This is a genomic window from Pedobacter sp. 22163, assembly GCF_052045595.1.
GTDB lineage: Bacteria > Bacteroidota > Bacteroidia > Sphingobacteriales > Sphingobacteriaceae > Pedobacter.
The window spans coordinates 570,095-588,145 of sequence record NZ_JBQEPM010000001.1 but is presented as its reverse complement, the minus strand read 5'-3'; the positions used below and the strand labels follow the sequence as shown (position 1 = coordinate 588,145).

The following is an 18,051-nucleotide window of genomic DNA, read 5'->3' as shown; positions in this document are numbered from 1 at the left end:
ATGTTGCAGAAATTAAGTCTAAAAACAAAAAAACTGGCCTTAGGGCTGTTGATGCTACTGATGCTCTATCTGGCCTATGTGCTTTCCTTTAAAAAGTCCATTTCGGCAGCAGTCCTCAACGCCCAGCTTAAATCGGTCGGTGCCGATGGGGGAGAACCGCCATCGGCGATTGCACATTTGGAGCGGGAGCATGGATTTTATCTGGCTGTACTGAAGGGCTATCAGGTACGGTCTGAAGACCGGGAAAGCAGGCTCTGGCAGTCGGTATCGGGGATGGCAATCACGACCGGGACCGCTATCGGTTTTTCTCCGGAAACGGTTACGGCATTTTCGGATACTGCAGCTGTGGACAGTACGGTGATTTTTGATCGTTTTACTTTTTCGGGCGGGTATAAGAACCTGGTGAAATTGCTGGATACGCTTTCGAAGGCAAAGGGGATCGGCAGGATTGCCGCTGCGGATCTTGGCAAGGAAAAGGCCTCTTCGCAGGAGGAGGGGAAAGAAAAACTGGTGCTCAGACTGAAAATTGCTGCGGTAAGAAGATGACCAAAATATGCCTGACATTTTATTTGTAATGTCTTAGCCGGTGCGATTTGATATCCCATGAAAAACCACCGCCTTGCGGAGTTGAAGTAAAAAACGACCGTAGTATATTATAATTGGTACACAAATAGAAAGAAAGCAGCTTTTTAATTGTGTTTTTGACACTTCATATCAGCAAATGTCGATTTTGAGAATTTCAGTCGTTTTTGAAGTCTTATTTTTATTACAGTTTTTTGATTTTCTGTTCGGTTTTAATGCGATGTTATTTGGCTTGAATGTGTGTTTTGGCGTTTGCTGTTGTGGATTCGCTGATTTCTTTTTTTTGTTGTTATTTTTTTGGAATATATTTTTTTATTGGGATATTGTCCACATAAATTTCTACTGACCATGGACTTATCTATTTCAAACGCTCTCAGTTCCGGCAGCCTTTTGCGGCACCGGAAACAATCCCTTTTTATTTGTTTTCAGGTTCGGAATTCAGGTAGCTGAAGTCAGCTACCGGCAATGGATCCTTCGTTTTTGACCTTAGAAACAAATTAAAATTACGCTCATGATAAGCTGTTACGTGATCGGTGAACTTTCCACCGTTGAGTCGCTCTGTACCTATATCCATGATTACCCGCTTACGGTCCTGAAGGGCTATTCGGTGCAGCGGCCCGAGAGTTTTGATGCAGTCTATTCGCTTAGGCCGGATATCGTCTTTATTGATTCGGCGCTGATAGGCCAACAGGACAGTTGGTTGGAACGCATCAGGCAGTTCTCTTCGGTTGTACTGGTATCTCCGGGGACCGAACAGGCTTTTGCTGCCTTTGAGCATTTCGCCTTCGATTACCTGATCAGACCGGTACCTTTTAACCGTTTTGTGAAAAGTATCAACAAATTCGACCATCTTTCCCATTTGGCCAGTTCTGTCTATGTCCAGAACAAGCCACAGGCTATTGACTCATTTTTTATCAAAGCGGATTCCAAGGGCTTTAAGGAGGTGCTGATCAGGTGTGATCGGTTGATCTATATCGAGGCGCTGCAGAACTACGTGATTCTGCATATGGAAGGGGGACAGCGTTTTTCCTGCCACAATTCAATGAAGGAAATGGAGGACAGTCTTTGCGGATCTTCTTTCAGCAGGATACATAAATCTTTTATCATCAATGAGGAAAAGATCACCTCGATCGAGGGGAATATCGTGATCATGAACGGGAATGAAACGGAAAGACTTCCTATCGGCAATACTTACCGGAAGGTTTTTTTTGAAAAAAAGGCACATAAGATGATCAGGAAACAGAAGACGGGAGTACAGGTACTTTCCTATTCCAAACTGGCGCTGTGGTTAGTGGGATTGGCACCCTTGATGGGCGAGATGATTGCATCGGTTGAGATTTTTATATGGGGCTAAGGAAAATGAAAAACAAAAGATTTTTGATATTGCTGCTGCCGCTATTGGCCGCCTGTAGTGAATTTATAGAACCATCGATCGGGTCACGGGAGATCGGTCTGCTTGCCCCTGCCAATCGGCTGGAAACCAATAGCTATCAGCAGACTTTCTGGTGGAATCCGATGGCTGATGCCCTTTATTACCGGCTTCAGGTGGTCTCGCCGCGTTTTGACAGTGTGAGCAAGGTTTTGCTGGATACGCTGATCAACAAGGATAAATTTGTCTATACCCTTGATCCCGGAAAATATGAATGGCGGGTGAGGGGAGAGAACGGCAGTAGTGCAAGCGCTTATGCGCAAAGGTCGCTGGTGATTTATCCTTCTTCTTTGAGCGATCAGGAGCTGCAGCTGAGCCTGCCTTCAAACGGTCTTTCGGTATCAAAGCCCCAGGTGCGTTATGAATGGCTGAAGCTCTTTGGTGCCACGACCTATAGGCTACAAGTGGACCGGAACAATTTTCTTGACGAAAAGAGCATGGACCTGAACATCACGACCGAAAACCTGGTTTTTCTGCAGACCCTGAGTGCGGAGGGCAACTACCAGTTTAGGGTAAGGGCAGAAAATGCAACACAGAACTCCAAATGGAGTACGATAAGAACGCTCACTTATGATGCCACCGGGCCTGAACGTCCTGTGCTGAGTACGCCCCTGAACAGGCAGCTGGTTTCAAGGCCGGTCAGACTGGTCTGGAACAAGGTTGCTGATGCGGACAAGTATGAGCTATGGGTGTACAAAAGCGATGGGGATACCCCCTACAATTCCAGTTATCCAAAAATCCTGACCGCAACCGAGTTGAGTTTTGACGCGGGGGATCCGGGCGAGGTGGTGGCCTGGAGGGTGAGGGCGTTTGACAAGGCGGGTAATGTGGGGGCATACAGCGAACTGCGGACTTTCACCATTCAGTAAGGGCTGATGAAAGACAAGAAAATGACCTATCTTTTGATCTGCGGTGTGGTGGTGGTATGGGGCGTGATCTTTTACCGCGTGTTTTCCGGCCTGGCATCCGAAGCACCTGAGCTGCCGGTAGCCAAAGCTCTTAAGGGGGGGTATTTTAACCTGGTCGACCATGCCGGCGATACGGTACGGCTTGATCTTTCCTATAGCGATCCCTTTTCGGAAACTTATACGGAAACACCGCCGGAAACGCTTTCTGAGAGGGGTGCATCAATTTCCCAGCCTCAGGTGGTACCTTTAAAGCCTAAAACGGACTGGTCGGGGATTGTGTATAGCGGCCAGCTCTATAACAGCGCGCAGCGCAGGCATGTGGCGATTATCAATGTCAAGGGCCGTGAGGTGATGCTCAGTGAGGGCGAGCGTGGGGAAGGACTGAAATTTATCAAACGCATAGGGGATTCCATCAAAGTGGAGTACCAGGGTGCAAGCCGTTATTTATCGATCAAGTAAAAATGAGATTTTTATATATAACTTTATTCCTGCTCCCGATGTGCACTTTGGTGTCCAGGGCGCAGCGTATGCGGAATTATTTCGACGCGGACAGCTATAACCATACCCTTAACTTTGAGGGCTATAAGGCAGTTTTTCGCTTGCAGTCCCCAGACAAAAGCCCCCAGGGAATCGAGATGGATGTGAAATATGCCTGGTTCAGCGGGAACCGGATCAACTGGACCCGGGGCGGCTATAGTGGTAAGCTCCTGGATGGACCCTACTCGGAATTCTATGAGAACAAGGCGTTAAAAACACAAGGGCACTTTGACATGGGCCTGAAAAGCGGAGAGTGGAAAAGCTGGAGTGAAAAGGGCATGCCGGATTCGGTGGTGAACTATTCCAATGGAAAGCTCAGCGGACGTTTTGAACGTTATGATGCATCAGGTGGGCTTTCGGTAAAAGGGAAATATCGTAAAGGACTGATCAACGGGAAACTGGAAAGGCGCGTTTCGGCTGACAGCGTGCTGGTGACCAGGTATAGAAACGGAAAGATCAGCCAGGAAAAACCTTCAAAGGTAAAAGCTTGGGTAAAAAAAATATTCAGGAAGGATAAAAAACGCACAGATGGAACAAAGGGTAAGGAGAGACCAAAAAACTAATGATTCCTGTGAAGATTGTTTCAGGGGTTTGACATTGGATGACTGTTGGTGGAACCTAGGTACTGTTGCTAAGCGCAATAAACTCCCAGGCCAATGTTAAAGGCCGGCGCACTGTATTTTGCGGTGATCTGCGCTTTTCTGATCGCGGTCATCTGTGCTTCGCTGATCATGATCGCGGCCTATTACAGGGAAAGTTATCTCAGGGAGCTTAGGCGGGCCAGACTGGAAAGAAACATGGATTCCTCGGTTGCCTATGTGTTAAAGCATCAGGGGGCTTTGGGGATGGACAGCATAAGGATGGATCTTTTGGGAGAAGGCACGGACAGCGTGAGCATCAACAGCGGCTTATGGGGAATTTTTGAATGTCCGGTCATCAGGGCTTTTGTCTCTATCGATACGATAAAAAAGAGTTTTTTGATCGGTATGGATACGCGGATGGATACCCTCGCACTTTACCTGAGCGATGAGGACCGGCCGTTGTCGGTCAGTGGCGATACCCGGGTTACGGGAGATGCGGAAGTTCCGAAATCGGGGATGCGTAAATCTTATGTGGAGAACAGGCCGTATTCAGGGGACAAGCTCGTTTACGGGAAGATATTGGAAAGCAGAAGGACACTTTCCCCGTTATCGGGAGATATGATCAAGGCGCTGAAAAAGGAACTGGATAGGGATGTTTCGGCAATGGAAGTGTTACCAGGGCAAAATATGCATGTTTCCTTTTTTGGGCCTAGGAAGGTATTTTCGGTTCCCTTGCAGGGAAAGATCACAGGGGAACTCTCGGGCCAGCTTGTGCTGCACTCGGATACTTCGGTATTTATTTCCAGGACCGCGAAGCTGAACAATGTTATCGTTTATGCGCATAGCATTACCGTGGAGGAAGGATTTGAAGGCAATTGCCAGCTATTTGCCAGGGATTCCATCGTTGTCGGGGACAAAGTGGTGCTGCATTATCCTTCGGTACTGGGATTGGTCGGAAAGGAGAAAGCGGTAGACCAGGCCAGGATTTTGGTGGGGAAGGATGTAAGTGTCGCTGGGATGGTATTTAGCTATGAGCCAAAAAGATCGGCGCTGCAGACTATGATCAGTCTTTCAGAGCGGACGAAGGTAAAGGGCGAGGTTTATTCAACGGGACTGATCAAGCTGGGTAAAGGCATGAGCGTGGAAGGCAAGATTTCCTGTAACCGCTTTATTATGCAGACGCCGACAACCTTGTATGAGAATTTTTTGGTAGATGTAACGCTGAACCGCAGGGCAAGAGATAGGCATTATCTTTCTTCGCCGTTATTTGAGGCTAAGAGACAACAGAAAGGGATATTGAAATGGTTAAACTAAAGGCTAAGAAAATAGAAGCTTCGACGCTGGTCGAAGTGCTTATTGCCATGGTCGTGATCATGGTGGTGTTTTCGGTGGCTATCGGTGTGTTCAGCAATGTGCTGAGCGGTGGGATTTCCCTGAAAAAAATGCAAGCGCAGGCACAGATGGAGGTGCTCGTCAAACAGTTCAGGGAAGAGGGTTTAAAGGAGGATCGGGTGCTGAAGATTGACAGCGTGGATTATGAACTGATCAGCAGTGAGAGTGATATGCAAGGCATGTCCCGGCTGGAGATCAGGGCAAGCGAGCGGGGAAGGTCCTTGGGCAATCTAAAATGTTTATTAAGCCGTGATAATGGAAAAGGGGAAGATTGAGGCTTATACACTGATGGAACTTGCGGTGGCCATGCTGCTGGCGGGACTCTGCCTCAGCATCTGTTATACCGCTTACGGGCTGATCGGGAATTATTTTAGTGCCTTTGAAAAAAAGAACAATAGTGCGCAGCTCGTACTTGGCCTGCAGCGGGCGATGGACAGGGACATTGATCGGGGGCGGGTCCTGCTTAGGACTGCTGATGGTCTTGAAATCCCTCAGGACAGTATTCTGGTCCGCTACCATTTTGGCGGCGGGATAATCAGCCGGGAGGTGGAAGGCTTGAGAACAGACACTTTTGTGCTTGTGCCGACAGAAATAGGTTTCCGCTTTGAGGGCCGGGAGGCTGTTGAAGGGGATACGGTTGACCGGGTGGGCTTTGTGCTCGCCCTGGAAAAAGGAGGGAAGGTCCCTATGGTGTTTAAAAAGTTTTACAGTGCCCAGGATTTATTCAGATAAGCAGCTATGGCATCAATAGATATATCCGCATACGGAAAAAAGAACAGACCAAAGGCGAAGCCTGAGGGTAATGGGCTATTGGAGCTGCTGGGCAAGGATATTTCCTTTGGTAACGGCCAGCTCAGTGACCGCAAAAAAGAGGGTTTTTACAATGAGCTGGCTACGCTGATCTGCTCAGGCATCGATCTCCGTTCGGCTTTGGAGCTTACGGCGGGATCCTATACCAATAAAAGGGATGCGGCGCTTTTTGCTTCGGTGCTACAGCAGGTGATCAGCGGAAAATCACTTTCGGAAACAATGGAGGGCGAAAAGAAATTCAGTGCCTATGAGTTTTACAGCATCAGGATCGGGGAGGAAACCGGTAGGCTGGCCGAGGTACTGGGTGAACTGGCGAAATACTACAGGGCCAAGATCAGCCAGCGCAGGAAGATTATTGGGGCAATCACCTATCCGCTGCTGGTGCTGGTGACCTCGTTTGCTGCGGTATTTTTTATGATCAAGTTTGTGGTACCCATGTTTGCTGACGTTTTCAAACGTTTTGGAGGCAAACTGCCTTATCTGACCTCATTGATCGTTAGTTTTTCGGACTGGTTCGACCATTATATCTACCTGATGCTGGGCATCATTGTACTGGTTGTGGTACTGGTACTGGTGAACCGGAAAACACCTTGGTTCAAGAAGTACAGCGCACTGACGTTACTGCGGACCCCGGTGGTGGGTGAGATCACAAAGAAGATCTACCTGGCACAGTTTGCCAATACGATGCGGCTGCTGACCGAGACCAATACCCCGTTGCTTCAGGCACTGGAACTGGTGCGGCAGATGATCACCTTTTATCCGGTAGAGCAGTCGCTCAGGCTGGCCCAGGGGGATATTCTATTGGGCAACAGTTTATCAACTGCATTATCCAAGTACGATTTTTATCCGGCGAAGTTTATCCAGATGATCCGCATAGCGGAAGAGGTGAACAAACTGGAGCACTTTTTTGAGCAGCTTTCCCAGCAGTATACCGAGGAAGTGGAATATAAGACCAATGCGATTAGTGGACTTTTAGAACCTTTGATTATTATCTTTCTAGGTCTAGTGGTTGGGGTGATCCTGATTGCAATGTACCTGCCAATGTTCCAGATGAGCAGTACTTTTTAAAATAATAGTCGTCAAAAAAAGTCATCACTCCCGAAGCTCAGTTTGTCACTTGATTCGGATCGTTCGTCAAAAAGGAAAGGAAGAAGCTACGGGACTATCCTGAAAATCTGAGCATTCGGGAGATCGTAAAGCCTTCATCTGTACTAAAGAAAATGTTCAGGATCCATAAACTGGATGGGTACAGAAAAATCCTGAACACCTGGCTTCACAATGTGCTAAGCACCTCCACCATGGAAGAAAGCCTGTCCAAATCTGAAGTAATCACCGTTTACGAACAATTGGTCAAACTGTTCGAGGCTACCTGGCTGGTTAGTCAGCGCATTGAGACAAAGGTTTAAATTCATTTTAACAGCTTCCCGCCAAAAAAAAATAGCTAGGTGTTTTAGGGCATTCAATAACATGTCATACTTTATGGCTGTTAGGTTTCCTTGACTGTAACTCTAATAATAGATATAAACGAGTATGTTCGTTTATGAAGAAAGTGTTTTTGCGACTCAGAACCTTCAGTCTATTTTTAAATGTTTTGCTGGTTATTTTCAAAGCAAAAGACAGGCTGTCATTTCCCCAGAAGCCCGAGCAAAGAATTTTATAGTATTGACCAGCATACCGCCGCACGCGTGCAGGATCTGTTACAGCCTATGGTACTGCGGATCAACCGTAATTTTTTCCTATGGCCGTTGCAGTAAATGCAACAGTCCTCTGTTATCTAAGTATGCGCTGAGTTCCCCCAGCCAGTTGTAACTAAACCCCTCTTTATTGATCAGTCGTTCAGGCAAAAGAGATGTGATGTCTTTTAATGTGACGAAATTCATTGCGCTACAGGCTTCACCGAATTCAGTACTAAAACCGAGTTTGTCGATAGGGGTCTGTAATAATTCCTCAATTTCCATATTTTTAGTTTCATGAAGCATTATAAAGGTACATTTTTTGTTTCTAATAAGATATCAATTGCGCTGTTTCTTTTTAAGAGTAGCTCTCGCGCATCATTTTGGTTTATTTTACGTTATGAGTAGAGCCAAAAACGAAGAGGAGAGCGAGAATATAAAGGAAGTTTTGAAATTGGTTGGTGCACGGATTCGTTCCCTTAGGGAAGCGAAAGGGGAACGGAACTACGAAAAATTTGCATTTAAACATGATCTTAACCGTACGCAGCTCCGGCGATACGAAAATGGGGAAGATCTGTATTTCTCATCTTTGCTGAAAGTGCTTTCAGCATTGGATATTACACTTGCTGAGTTCTTCAGCGACGGGTTTGATCCATCCGCTAAATGATAACGTAGATGAAGCATCAGACGTATGTTTTTATGATAGTGGGACTCCATGGGTAGAACCTACAAATCCATATAATATTTCTCTTGGGGAAAATTCATCGCCCAAGACATGAAATGAATTTTCGCGCCTTGTCTCTTTGGTATAATTAATCCTATTTTAAAACAATTAGGATTTTGTTCTCATCTTAGATATTGTCCGCGGTTTTCCGAGCAGCTCCTTCCCGACCATTATAGTTCCAATCCTTCAAACTCCCTAGATTATAATCCTTTTTAGGCTTAACCAACATTGCGTTACAATAAAACCTCTCTTTTGTTATTATTGCTTTATGTACAAATTCTAAATATGGAATAAAGATCGGTTTTGTCATATAAAATAGGCGGTTCATGTAAAATTTTTATTGCTTCTTTAATTTAGGAATAGTTTTGTTAAACAAATATCTAAATATGCTCCTCATTCCAATTACCCTGCGGTATGCATCAAAAAATGCACCCCTTGCCAAAAAACTATTATTGATTACCTCATTCTCTTGTTATCACAAGAATATGGTGTCTGGCTGCATCCCTTATTTATGTCTGCAGTATTGTTAAGGCATGTCAATTGAATCTTGACGCTACCTAACTCTGTTTCGTTTTTCCGTAAAGGCGTTTATTGTTTCTTATTATGATACAAATTACCCTGTCGCCGAAGGCGACCAGATGTATTGGTCGAAATGTATGCCGGGCAGGTGAGTGATTTCTCGCAAGCCAAATTTCCGTGATTAATCCTTAAATGCAGTGACTTTAACGAAAAAATATAAGTACCCAAAAACTCTTACCATATTTATGACTACAAGAAAAATTTTGCCGCTGTTCAGTTCCCGTTTTCAATCGCTTCTTTTGGCCTGGGTAGGTTCGAAAATCCTTTATATATATAGAGTTATTTTGGTGGCGGCAGTTGCAGCGATGCCGATTTTAGTTAGCGCGCAGTATGCCGGATTCAATATCAACAAATCCTTTCCCTCACCGGATGTGGCATCTCTTGGTAATTTTGCGACGCTCCCATCCAGCTCTTTTACCGGGCAGACAGACGTATCCATTCCGCTCTACAATGTGAGCTATAAGGATCTGGAGGTTCCCATTTCGCTCGCTTACTCTACCGGGGGAAATAAAATCGATGATCATCCTGGCTGGGTAGGGCTTGGGTGGACTTTAAAATCGGGGGGGACCATCTACCGTAAAGTTAACGGGATTTATGACGAACACCCTAAGCAGCTTGGAAATACAACCTATACCAATGAGATCTGCTACTACTATAATTGCGGAAGGGTTGCAGACGACTTTGGCAACGACCTTGCCATTGGCAAATACACACAGGTCGGTAGCAACGCGGCAGAAATTATAGATAATTCCTATGATGCCTTTCCTGATGAGTTCATCTTTAATTTTAACGGTTATTCCGGTACTTTTTTTCTCACAAGGCCCTATCACAACGGTCCTTTGGAAATAAAAGTTAAAAGTAATGGCGATTATAAGCTTAAGGCCGAAATAGTTACCATAAACAGTTTTATTGAATACGACGACTGGGTAGACAGCAGAACAAATACCGTTGTGAAGTCCCGTACAGACAGGAGCATCTACAAACTGAAAATCACGGATGACAAGGGGGTAATCTATATTTTCGGCGGTAACCCCAATGCCATCGAATTTAGCAACAATGGCGATTTTACCTATAATTTTAACAACATAGCCAATGCCTGGCATCTTACCGAAGTGATCTCTCCTTTAGGATACAAAATAGAGCTGAACTACAAAAAAGCAGGACGGGTTATTGTCCAATCACAGCAAAGGAATGCCCTGTTCTATGATGGCACCTATTCTTTTGGAAGCCGGCTGCTCTTGCTGTTTCAGAACGAATCGGGAAGTGTCTCTTATTCAGGCACACTCTCGCGAAAATCTTTTTCTATACTGAGTCCGTCCTATATCGAATCTATCGTGACACCGGCACAGACAATTGAATTTACCTCATCGGAAAGCAATCAGTTGAACTACCCTTATGCAACTGTCCAAGATGACAGGCAGCAACTGGAATCGATCACCAATCCGATCTACAAATGGGGTGCTACTGCCACGCACTGGCAGAAGCTGGATAAGATAAATGTCGTTGGGCTCAGGCAGATCAACTTTGATTATTTGGATATCGCATCGAGACGCATGCAGCTTAAAGGACTTTCAGTTGCCACAACCGCATCGGTAGTAAAGTCCAGATATGCCTTTTTCTACAATTCTGCCCTGCTTCCGCTCTATAATTCAAAAATGGCAGATCATTGGGGTTATTATAATGGCCGTTCTTATGCCTATAACGACAATTATATGGCGACAAGAGAACCTGTTGCAGCTTATTTGCCTGCAGAGATGCTTGAAAAGATAGTTTATCCTACAGGAGGGTATCTGACCCTGCAATACGAACCGCACACTTACAAAAAGATTGCCCGTCAATTCCCCTTCCTGATAGAAGACCAGACCGAGAATAAAATGGCTGGCGGTCTGAGGATCAGGAAGATTGTTGCCAGCTCTTTACACGGTGCGCTGCCCATTACCAAAGAATTTTTTTATCAAAAAGACTACGCGATCGATGGTACAGCATCTTCGGGGGTGCTGTCTGGGATTCCCAGATATACAAATACGGGGTCTGCAAGAAGTTCGACAACAAGTGGCAGCTTTTGGGGTTCTTCCTGGGGCAGCGCACAGGTCTATTATGGGAGGATGAGTGATAACAACAATTTGCCGATGAGCGATACCAATGGCGCGCACGTAACCTATTCGGAGGTTACAGAAAAGTCTGGTGAGGGATATACCGTATACAAATATTCCAACCAGGACAACGGCTACCAGGATAAGGCTCCCCAAAAAACAATAACAAATTATGATTCACAGTGGCATGAAGAAGGTTTTACCAGTATGGAGGCTTTTAGGGGCTTGCTACTAAATGTGAAGGCATTAGATAAGGAAAAGCATGCCGTTAAGGAAACAGCTTATGAGTACGCCGTTGATACGACCAGCAGCTACTATAAAGTTCCTTATTTTTATAGAAATACAGATAACTCCACTGGGTTTTTCATGTCGAGGGTTTCTGCGTGCTTATTTTATACCAAACCACCCTTGGTAAAAAAGGTAGAGGAAACGATGTATGACCTGGCAGGAGCTACATCGCTCACTACCGTAAAGGAAACAAAGTACTTCCCCGATAAATTTCCGTTGGGGAGTGCCCAAGATGATAATTACAAGCCGTATGAGGAGACTGCTTCAACCAGTGAAAGCAGCAACGTGTTGAATACCTATTCTTATGCCAAACAATTTGCCATGGCTACCAATGTTTACAATAGCATGGTACTTGCCAATATGGTTGCACAACCTATCGAAACGATTAGTTACCTAAACAGAACCGGAGAATCTCCTGTATGTACCGGCGCTTCAATCAGTACCTATTCGGAAGAAGGTGGCAAGATCCTGCCTCTCGAGCAATTGGTTTTCAGTCCCCTAGACAAATCGCCGGCAGAAAATAACCTGATCGCCACTGTGGGGGCTGCAAGTGGCCTTGCTTATGATACAAAATATAAGGTAAGGTTAAAATACGAAGGCTCTGATGCCTATGGAAACCCAAAGAGTATCATCCTTGAAGATAGCAAAAGAACAAATTACCTATGGAGCTACAAGGGTCAATATCCTATTGCCGAAATTGCAGAAGGAACCTATGCAGCCATAGAGGGTATGCTCGGGGAACCGGCAATTACATCGTTTAACAATTTAACAAATCCTGATAAAGCCGCGATTGATAATTTTATCGCACCGCTAAGGGCTGTGTCTCCTAAACTTGCTATAACTACCCGAACCTTTATACCTTCGGTTGGTATAGCCAGTTTAACGGACATGAAGAATATGACGACCTTTTACGAATATGATAGTTTGCAAAGGTTGTCTGTTATAAAGAACCAAAATAGTGACATCATCAAAACATTTACTTATAATTATGGACAGGACTCTGCTCCAGAATGGACAGATACCGGTGTAAAAACATGTGTGGCTGTTGGCGGCGTATTTACTGGCGAAGAGCTAATTGAGCAGGTTGATGGTAATCCCTCCAGTTCAACCTTTAACACCACAAGACAGGTCAGTCTTGGTAATACAGGTAAATGTGTTCAGCCAACGGTATATGCCAGGATGAGCCAAACCAATCTGAACATTACCACCAGAAGGAGATATGCCGACATTGTGGTTAGTTTTTATAGCGATGCCGCCTGTACCGTTCCTTTATCGGTAACCAATCTCACGGTAAGCTACAGGATGGAAAAGTACGATAACCTTTTGGATCCCGTAGACTCTACCGACTATTCAATAGTTATAAATGGCACAACGGCAGTTATTGCCAATCAAGCTATAATTCAGGAAAACAGTGTTTCCGGAGCGCTTGTTAATGTCTACCATTTTTTCTTAAACGCGTTGCCAACTTATACTATTCAATAATATGTATTGCGAAATTAAAAAATCTATGCAGTTGGCTAAATGGGCAATGTGCATGAGCAAAACTGCTGAAGAGGGCCAATTACGATCTACCCCGCTGTTGAGCCATCTCTTTATGAAGAAGCTTTTATTTACATTATTTTTTATCATTTTTTTAATCAGGACGGGATATGGGCAAAGTCCGAGCAATACCCGGAACTATGTTATGGAAAGTACGGTCAGGGCAGCCGGACATAAAACACTCAGCAGCCTTGTGGGTTTTCCTGTTGATTCTGTAAATCGTAACATCCGGTATTTCGATGGATTGGGCCGCCCGCTTCAGTCAGTGCAGTGGCAGGGAAGCCCGGGAAAAAAAGACATTGTGCAGGTAAATGAGTACGATGCCTTTGGCAGGGAGGTTAAGAAATACCTCCCTTACGCAGAACAGACGGGTTCGGATGGAAGCTATAAGCCTTTAGGGATTTCAATGCAGGGCAGCTATTACGGTACTGGTAGCTGGGATGTCAATGTGGTGAAAACCGGCAGCCCCTTTGCAATCACAAATTTTGAGGCCAGTCCGCTGAATCGCGCAGTTGAGCAGGGCTCGCCGGGAGATGCCTGGCAGCCTGTTACGGGCAGTACTTCCGGGCATACGGCCAAGATGGTCTATGGGAGCAATGCGGCAAGTGATGTGCTGTTATGGCAGGTAAATAGTTCTGGTGCATCGGCAGTCGCATATTACCCTGCAGGAAAACTTTTCAGTACGGTTTCAAAAGATGAAAACTGGGTATCAGGCAATGCCGGGAATACCGAGGAGTTCAAGGACATGGAGGGAAGGGTTGTGCTGAGGAGGGTATACAAAAGCGATACCGAGAAACTGAACACCTATTATATCTATGATGACCTTGGAAACCTGCGGTATGTGGTGCCGCCTGCGGTAACGGTCAATAGCTTTACGGAGCTGGAATCAGATCCTGTGTTCGGCTATTTTATCTATGGTTACCATTACGATGGTAGGAGACGCCTGGTGGAGAAAAAGGTGCCGGGAAAAGGCTGGGCGTATATGGTATACAACAAGTTAGACCAGATTACCCATAGCCAGGATGCCAACCAGCGGGAGAGCCACCAATGGAGCTGGATAAAATACGATGCGCTTGGCAGAGTAATCCTTACCGGCGTCGAAAATGGGCAGGGAATCGACAGGCAGGGAATGCAGAATTACAACAACGGTATACAGCCGCAATGGGAACTCCGTACCACTGCCACAACAGAAGGTTATACACATAGTACACATCCTGAAGTTGGTGAGGAATACGTGAATGTGGAGTTCCTGACGATGAACTATTATGATGGCTATGATTTTCCAGGGTATAATAGTGCCTATGCGCCCAGTGTTGCGGTAAGTGACAAACTAAACGGACTTTTAACAGGAAGTTTTGTACGTGTACTGGGCAGTACCACGAAACTATTGACGGTAACGTATTATGATGAGGATGGCAGGGTGAAGGAAACGGTGGCTGAAAATACCAAAGGTGGTAAGGACCGGACCGTGAACAGTTATAACTTTGCAGGGGAACTGACTTCAAGTGTGAGAACGCACGAGGCTGGTGGCGCTGTAACCACCATTATTTCCGGTTATGATTATGACCATGTTGGTCGCAAGCACAGCACCAACAAGCAGATCAATAGCGGCAGTGTAACAGGCCCGAACATCGTGCTCGATGAATTTGTTTACAATGAAATAGGCCAGCTGACCACAAAAAAGCTGCATAACGGCATGCAGAGCACTAACATAACCTATAACGAACGGGGTTGGCTGAAGAGCAGTATCAGTAACGAGTTCAGCATTCAACTGGATTACCAAGAAAACGGTACAAATCAGTACAACGGTAATATCAGCAGGCAATACTGGTCGCAGAACAGTTCGCCTTCCACTTCCCCTAACGTGTTCAGTTATGGCTATGATAAACTGGATCGGCTGACCAGCGGAACGAGCACTGGCATTTACATGAGCGAAGTGTTGAATTATGACAATATGGGTAATATCAACCAGCTAAGCAGGAACGGTGGCCCGATGAACCAGTATTATTATAACGGGAACAGGCTGGACAGGATCGATAATGTTGCAGGGAATTATGTGTACGATTTGAATGGTAATACTAAAACCGATGGCAGGACGGGGATGCAGCTAAGCTATAACCTGTTAAACCTGCCTTCGGGTGCAAGTGGTAATGGTAAGGTGTTGGACTATGTTTATGATGCAGACGGAACCAAACTGAGGAAGATCGTAACCGAAAATGGTTCATCCACGCTGCGGGAATATATCGATGATATTGAATATGTTTGGAACAACATCGATATCATCCGTACAGAAGAAGGGGTGGCACAGCGCAATGGAGATAACAGCTATAGCTATCATTATAATCTAACAGATCACCTGGGAAACGTGCGGTTTACTTTTGATGTTTACAATGGCCTGATCAGGCCGTTGCAGATGGATAATTATTACCCTTTCGGCAAGCGCAATCCTTTAGCTTCCGGAAATAATAAATATCTTTACAATGGAAAAGAAGTTCAGGATGAGCTGGGAGGGCAGCTGGATTATGGGGCAAGGTTTTATGATCCGGAGACCGGAAGGTGGAATGCAGTAGATCCTAAGGCTGAGCTTGGTCGGAGGTGGTCGCCATATAACTATGCATTCAATAATCCGATTATGTTTATTGATCCAGATGGTATGTGGCCAGGTAAGGGATTTTTTAGTGATGCGTGGAATTCTGCGCAAAGTTCTTTTAAAGGATATTATTCATCAGCAATTCGTGCTATCCAGAGCATCCCGTCACAAGTTAAGAGCTTAAAGGGGATGTCGGCTGGTCAGCTGGCTAAAACTTACGTGAAGACTTATACAAAAGTACTACCAATAAATGTTGTAATTAACAACGCCAAAGATGTTGTTCAAGGGGTAAAGGCCCTTGCAAAAGGTGATGGAAAATCTTTTGGAGACGCGGTTGGACGACAAGCGGCAAATACAACGACAGCGGTTGTAACCGAAGGAGCGGCTTCATTAGCTGGTAAAGCTGCCGGTGTATTAAAAACTATATCAACTGAGAGTTTTGCTGCAGATTTATCAGGCTTAGAAATAAAATCGTTTGCTGATTTAACAAATGATCCCATAAAGATTTGGGGTAAGTCTGCTGACGAGGTTGCTACTGGCTTAGGACCGGGTTGGACAAAAGGAGCTCTTAATGACGGATCTGCTGGATGGAAGTTTTTACAGGATGGTAAAGATGGGTTTGTTTCATATACCGAAGGTAATCCAAGACATGGTAATTCAGAATATTATAAAGTAAACAGTGGGCAAGGTAAAAACAAAGTTGTTGATGGAAATTATAAAGCAACTCCAAATGAGAAGTCAAAAACAATAAATGTAGACAATTAAAAAAATGATTGAATTATCGAATGTACATAACCTGTTAGTAGATGCGCTAATTATGGTTTGCGCAGACTTAAACGCAATTTCAGATAGTGATGTAGAAGATTATTTAAGGGAACTGGAAGGTGATTATTATACTTTCTTTGATATGAGTAACTTATTGCCATTACAAGAAGGTGGAATGTTGACTAGAGATCAAATAGATAACATAGCTGCGCTGAAAATTGTTATAAATAAAATTCCAGTAGCTTTATGGAATAAAGATGCTTTTAGGAATGATAGTCATTGGGAAGAAGCAAGAAAACTGTCAAATAGTATTTTAAATTCGCTTGGGGTTTCCAAAAGACAAATATAATAAAGATTGAGGCAAAGACACCAACAGCGTAATACTAAATCCTAAAGACTTAAAACATAAATGAAATTAAATTGTATCTCAGAATAACTACAAACAGTAGACTTGGAGATATTGGGGGAATATCCAGAAAGAAAGAGTCATTTTTGCATAACTATTGGAAAAGAATATACTGTTTTCGGAATGTCACTTTCTTCACATCAGCATGGTAAAGGATGTAACTCCCCCGTCGAATAGTGCTGTTTCTGGAAAAAGGTTCATAAAGCAAATTTAAATATTTTGTTTAATAACTAAAAATATTAGTATATATTATTCCTATTTGTTTTGTTTGCAGGGGTTTGTTAACAAATTTTCCTGTTTTATCCACATTCAAATATTTGCTAACATTTTTAGTATTATGTTTGTTGTTGTAATTAGTAGGCAAAAGGTTTGCCTGCTAATTAGGGGACGAATCATGGATGCAAAAAAGGAAATATTAATCAAACTTCAGCAGGACATCTTGCTGTGGCAGGGCTTTAAGCCGCAGGGCGGTACCAGGGCGGAGCGTGTCGGACTTGGTGAGATCGAACAGGTCTTCCCCGGTGGAGTCTTTCCCAAAAGGGCGATCCATGAATTTATTACCGTTTTGCCGGAAGATTCGGCAGCCAGTGATGGCTTTATTGCCGGGCTGCTTGCTGTCCTGATGCAGGATGGTGCGGCTTGCGTGTGGGTGGGTACCTCCCGGAGGTTGTTTCCTGCTTCGTTAAGCGCTTTTAACGTGGAACCCGATCGGATCATTTTTATGGATGTGCAGACAGAGAAAGAGGCGCTCTGGGTGACCGAGGAGGCGCTGAAGTGCCAGGGACTTGCGGCGGTCGTTTCCGAACTGAATAATCTGAGTCTCATAGAATCAAGGCGGTTGCAACTGGCGGTGGAGCAAAGCGGTGTTACTGGTTTTATCCTGCGCAAGGATGCCGGTAAAGCGGCAAGCACTGTGGCTACCGCCAGGTGGAAGATCAGTCCTTTGCCTACTGATACAGCTGATGGGATGCCTGGCCTGGGCTTTCCGCGCTGGCAGGTGGAGCTGTTGAAAGTGCGTAACGGCAAACCGGGCAGCTTTGTGCTGGAATGGGCGGGTGAAGGTTTCCAGGAGGTTAGCGATCATGCTGCCGTGAAGAAACTGGCTAATGAGGTGGTATGGACCGGACGCGAGGGCAGGCAGATTGGATAGCAGGT

At 45.0% G+C, this 18,051-nt stretch carries 16 protein-coding genes; 15 read left to right on the top strand and 1 reads right to left on the bottom strand.

The window, feature by feature from the left end:
* The 10 genes from ACTJKN_RS02485 to ACTJKN_RS02440 all read left to right on the top strand — a co-directional run bounded on the left by ACTJKN_RS02485 (position 1) and on the right by ACTJKN_RS02440 (position 7,645).
* Complete coding sequence (locus ACTJKN_RS02485; protein WP_440822374.1) at positions 1-546, top strand: hypothetical protein; 546 nt, start codon at positions 1-3, stop codon at positions 544-546.
* 547 nt (positions 547-1,093) lie between these two features.
* Positions 1,094-1,936, top strand: a complete 843-nt coding sequence (locus ACTJKN_RS02480; protein WP_440822372.1) for a LytR/AlgR family response regulator transcription factor — start codon at positions 1,094-1,096, stop codon at positions 1,934-1,936.
* Between the two features lie 5 nt (positions 1,937-1,941).
* Positions 1,942-2,880: a hypothetical protein gene (locus ACTJKN_RS02475; RefSeq protein WP_440822370.1), complete on the top strand. Its 939-nt coding sequence runs from the start codon at positions 1,942-1,944 to the stop codon at positions 2,878-2,880.
* 6 nt (positions 2,881-2,886) lie between these two features.
* Positions 2,887-3,378 carry a hypothetical protein gene (locus tag ACTJKN_RS02470; protein ID WP_440822368.1) on the top strand — a complete coding sequence of 164 codons (492 nt, stop codon included), beginning with the start codon at positions 2,887-2,889 and terminating at the stop codon, positions 3,376-3,378.
* A 2-nt stretch (positions 3,379-3,380) separates the two neighbouring features.
* Positions 3,381-4,019, top strand: a complete 639-nt coding sequence (locus ACTJKN_RS02465) for a toxin-antitoxin system YwqK family antitoxin (RefSeq protein WP_440822366.1) — start codon at positions 3,381-3,383, stop codon at positions 4,017-4,019.
* A gap of 93 nt (positions 4,020-4,112) precedes the next feature.
* A complete protein-coding gene (locus ACTJKN_RS02460; protein ID WP_440822364.1) occupies positions 4,113-5,351 on the top strand; it encodes a hypothetical protein in 1,239 nt (412 codons plus the stop codon).
* Positions 5,339-5,704, top strand: a complete 366-nt coding sequence (locus ACTJKN_RS02455; protein WP_440822363.1) for a hypothetical protein — start codon at positions 5,339-5,341, stop codon at positions 5,702-5,704. Before ACTJKN_RS02460 ends, ACTJKN_RS02455 begins: the two co-directional genes overlap by 13 nt.
* Positions 5,685-6,161 (top strand): hypothetical protein, encoded by a 477-nt coding sequence (locus ACTJKN_RS02450; protein WP_440822362.1) that lies wholly within the window; start codon positions 5,685-5,687, stop codon positions 6,159-6,161. The genes ACTJKN_RS02455 and ACTJKN_RS02450 overlap by 20 nt, the downstream gene beginning before the upstream one ends.
* Positions 6,162-6,167: 6 nt before the next feature.
* On the top strand, positions 6,168-7,307 hold the full coding sequence (locus tag ACTJKN_RS02445) for a type II secretion system F family protein (RefSeq protein WP_440822360.1): 1,140 nt from the start codon (positions 6,168-6,170) through the stop codon (positions 7,305-7,307).
* Between the two features lie 152 nt (positions 7,308-7,459).
* Entirely contained in the window at positions 7,460-7,645 is a 186-nt protein-coding gene (locus ACTJKN_RS02440; protein WP_440822358.1) for a hypothetical protein, read from the top strand.
* Between the two features lie 330 nt (positions 7,646-7,975).
* Here ACTJKN_RS02440 and ACTJKN_RS02435 read toward each other — a convergent pair whose 3' ends face one another.
* Positions 7,976-8,197, bottom strand: a complete 222-nt coding sequence (locus ACTJKN_RS02435) for a hypothetical protein (RefSeq protein WP_440822357.1) — start codon at positions 8,195-8,197, stop codon at positions 7,976-7,978.
* A gap of 115 nt (positions 8,198-8,312) precedes the next feature.
* Between ACTJKN_RS02435 and ACTJKN_RS02430 the strand changes: the two genes are divergently transcribed.
* The 5 genes from ACTJKN_RS02430 to ACTJKN_RS02410 all read left to right on the top strand — a co-directional run bounded on the left by ACTJKN_RS02430 (position 8,313) and on the right by ACTJKN_RS02410 (position 18,046).
* Positions 8,313-8,579 carry a helix-turn-helix domain-containing protein gene (locus ACTJKN_RS02430; RefSeq protein ID WP_440822356.1) on the top strand — a complete coding sequence of 89 codons (267 nt, stop codon included), beginning with the start codon at positions 8,313-8,315 and terminating at the stop codon, positions 8,577-8,579.
* An 821-nt stretch (positions 8,580-9,400) separates the two neighbouring features.
* Entirely contained in the window at positions 9,401-13,078 is a 3,678-nt protein-coding gene (locus ACTJKN_RS02425) for a hypothetical protein (protein ID WP_440822354.1), read from the top strand.
* Positions 13,079-13,190: 112 nt separating this feature from the next.
* Entirely contained in the window at positions 13,191-16,490 is a 3,300-nt protein-coding gene (locus ACTJKN_RS02420) for a DUF6443 domain-containing protein (protein ID WP_440822353.1), read from the top strand.
* Positions 16,491-16,494: 4 nt separating this feature from the next.
* The gene (locus ACTJKN_RS02415) at positions 16,495-16,839 is read left to right on the top strand and encodes a hypothetical protein (protein WP_440822352.1); all 345 of its coding nucleotides are present in this window, start codon (positions 16,495-16,497) and stop codon (positions 16,837-16,839) included.
* A gap of 451 nt (positions 16,840-17,290) precedes the next feature.
* Positions 17,291-18,046, top strand: a complete 756-nt coding sequence (locus ACTJKN_RS02410) for an ImuA family protein (protein WP_440822350.1) — start codon at positions 17,291-17,293, stop codon at positions 18,044-18,046.
* The last annotated feature ends 5 nt before the right edge of the window (positions 18,047-18,051 follow it).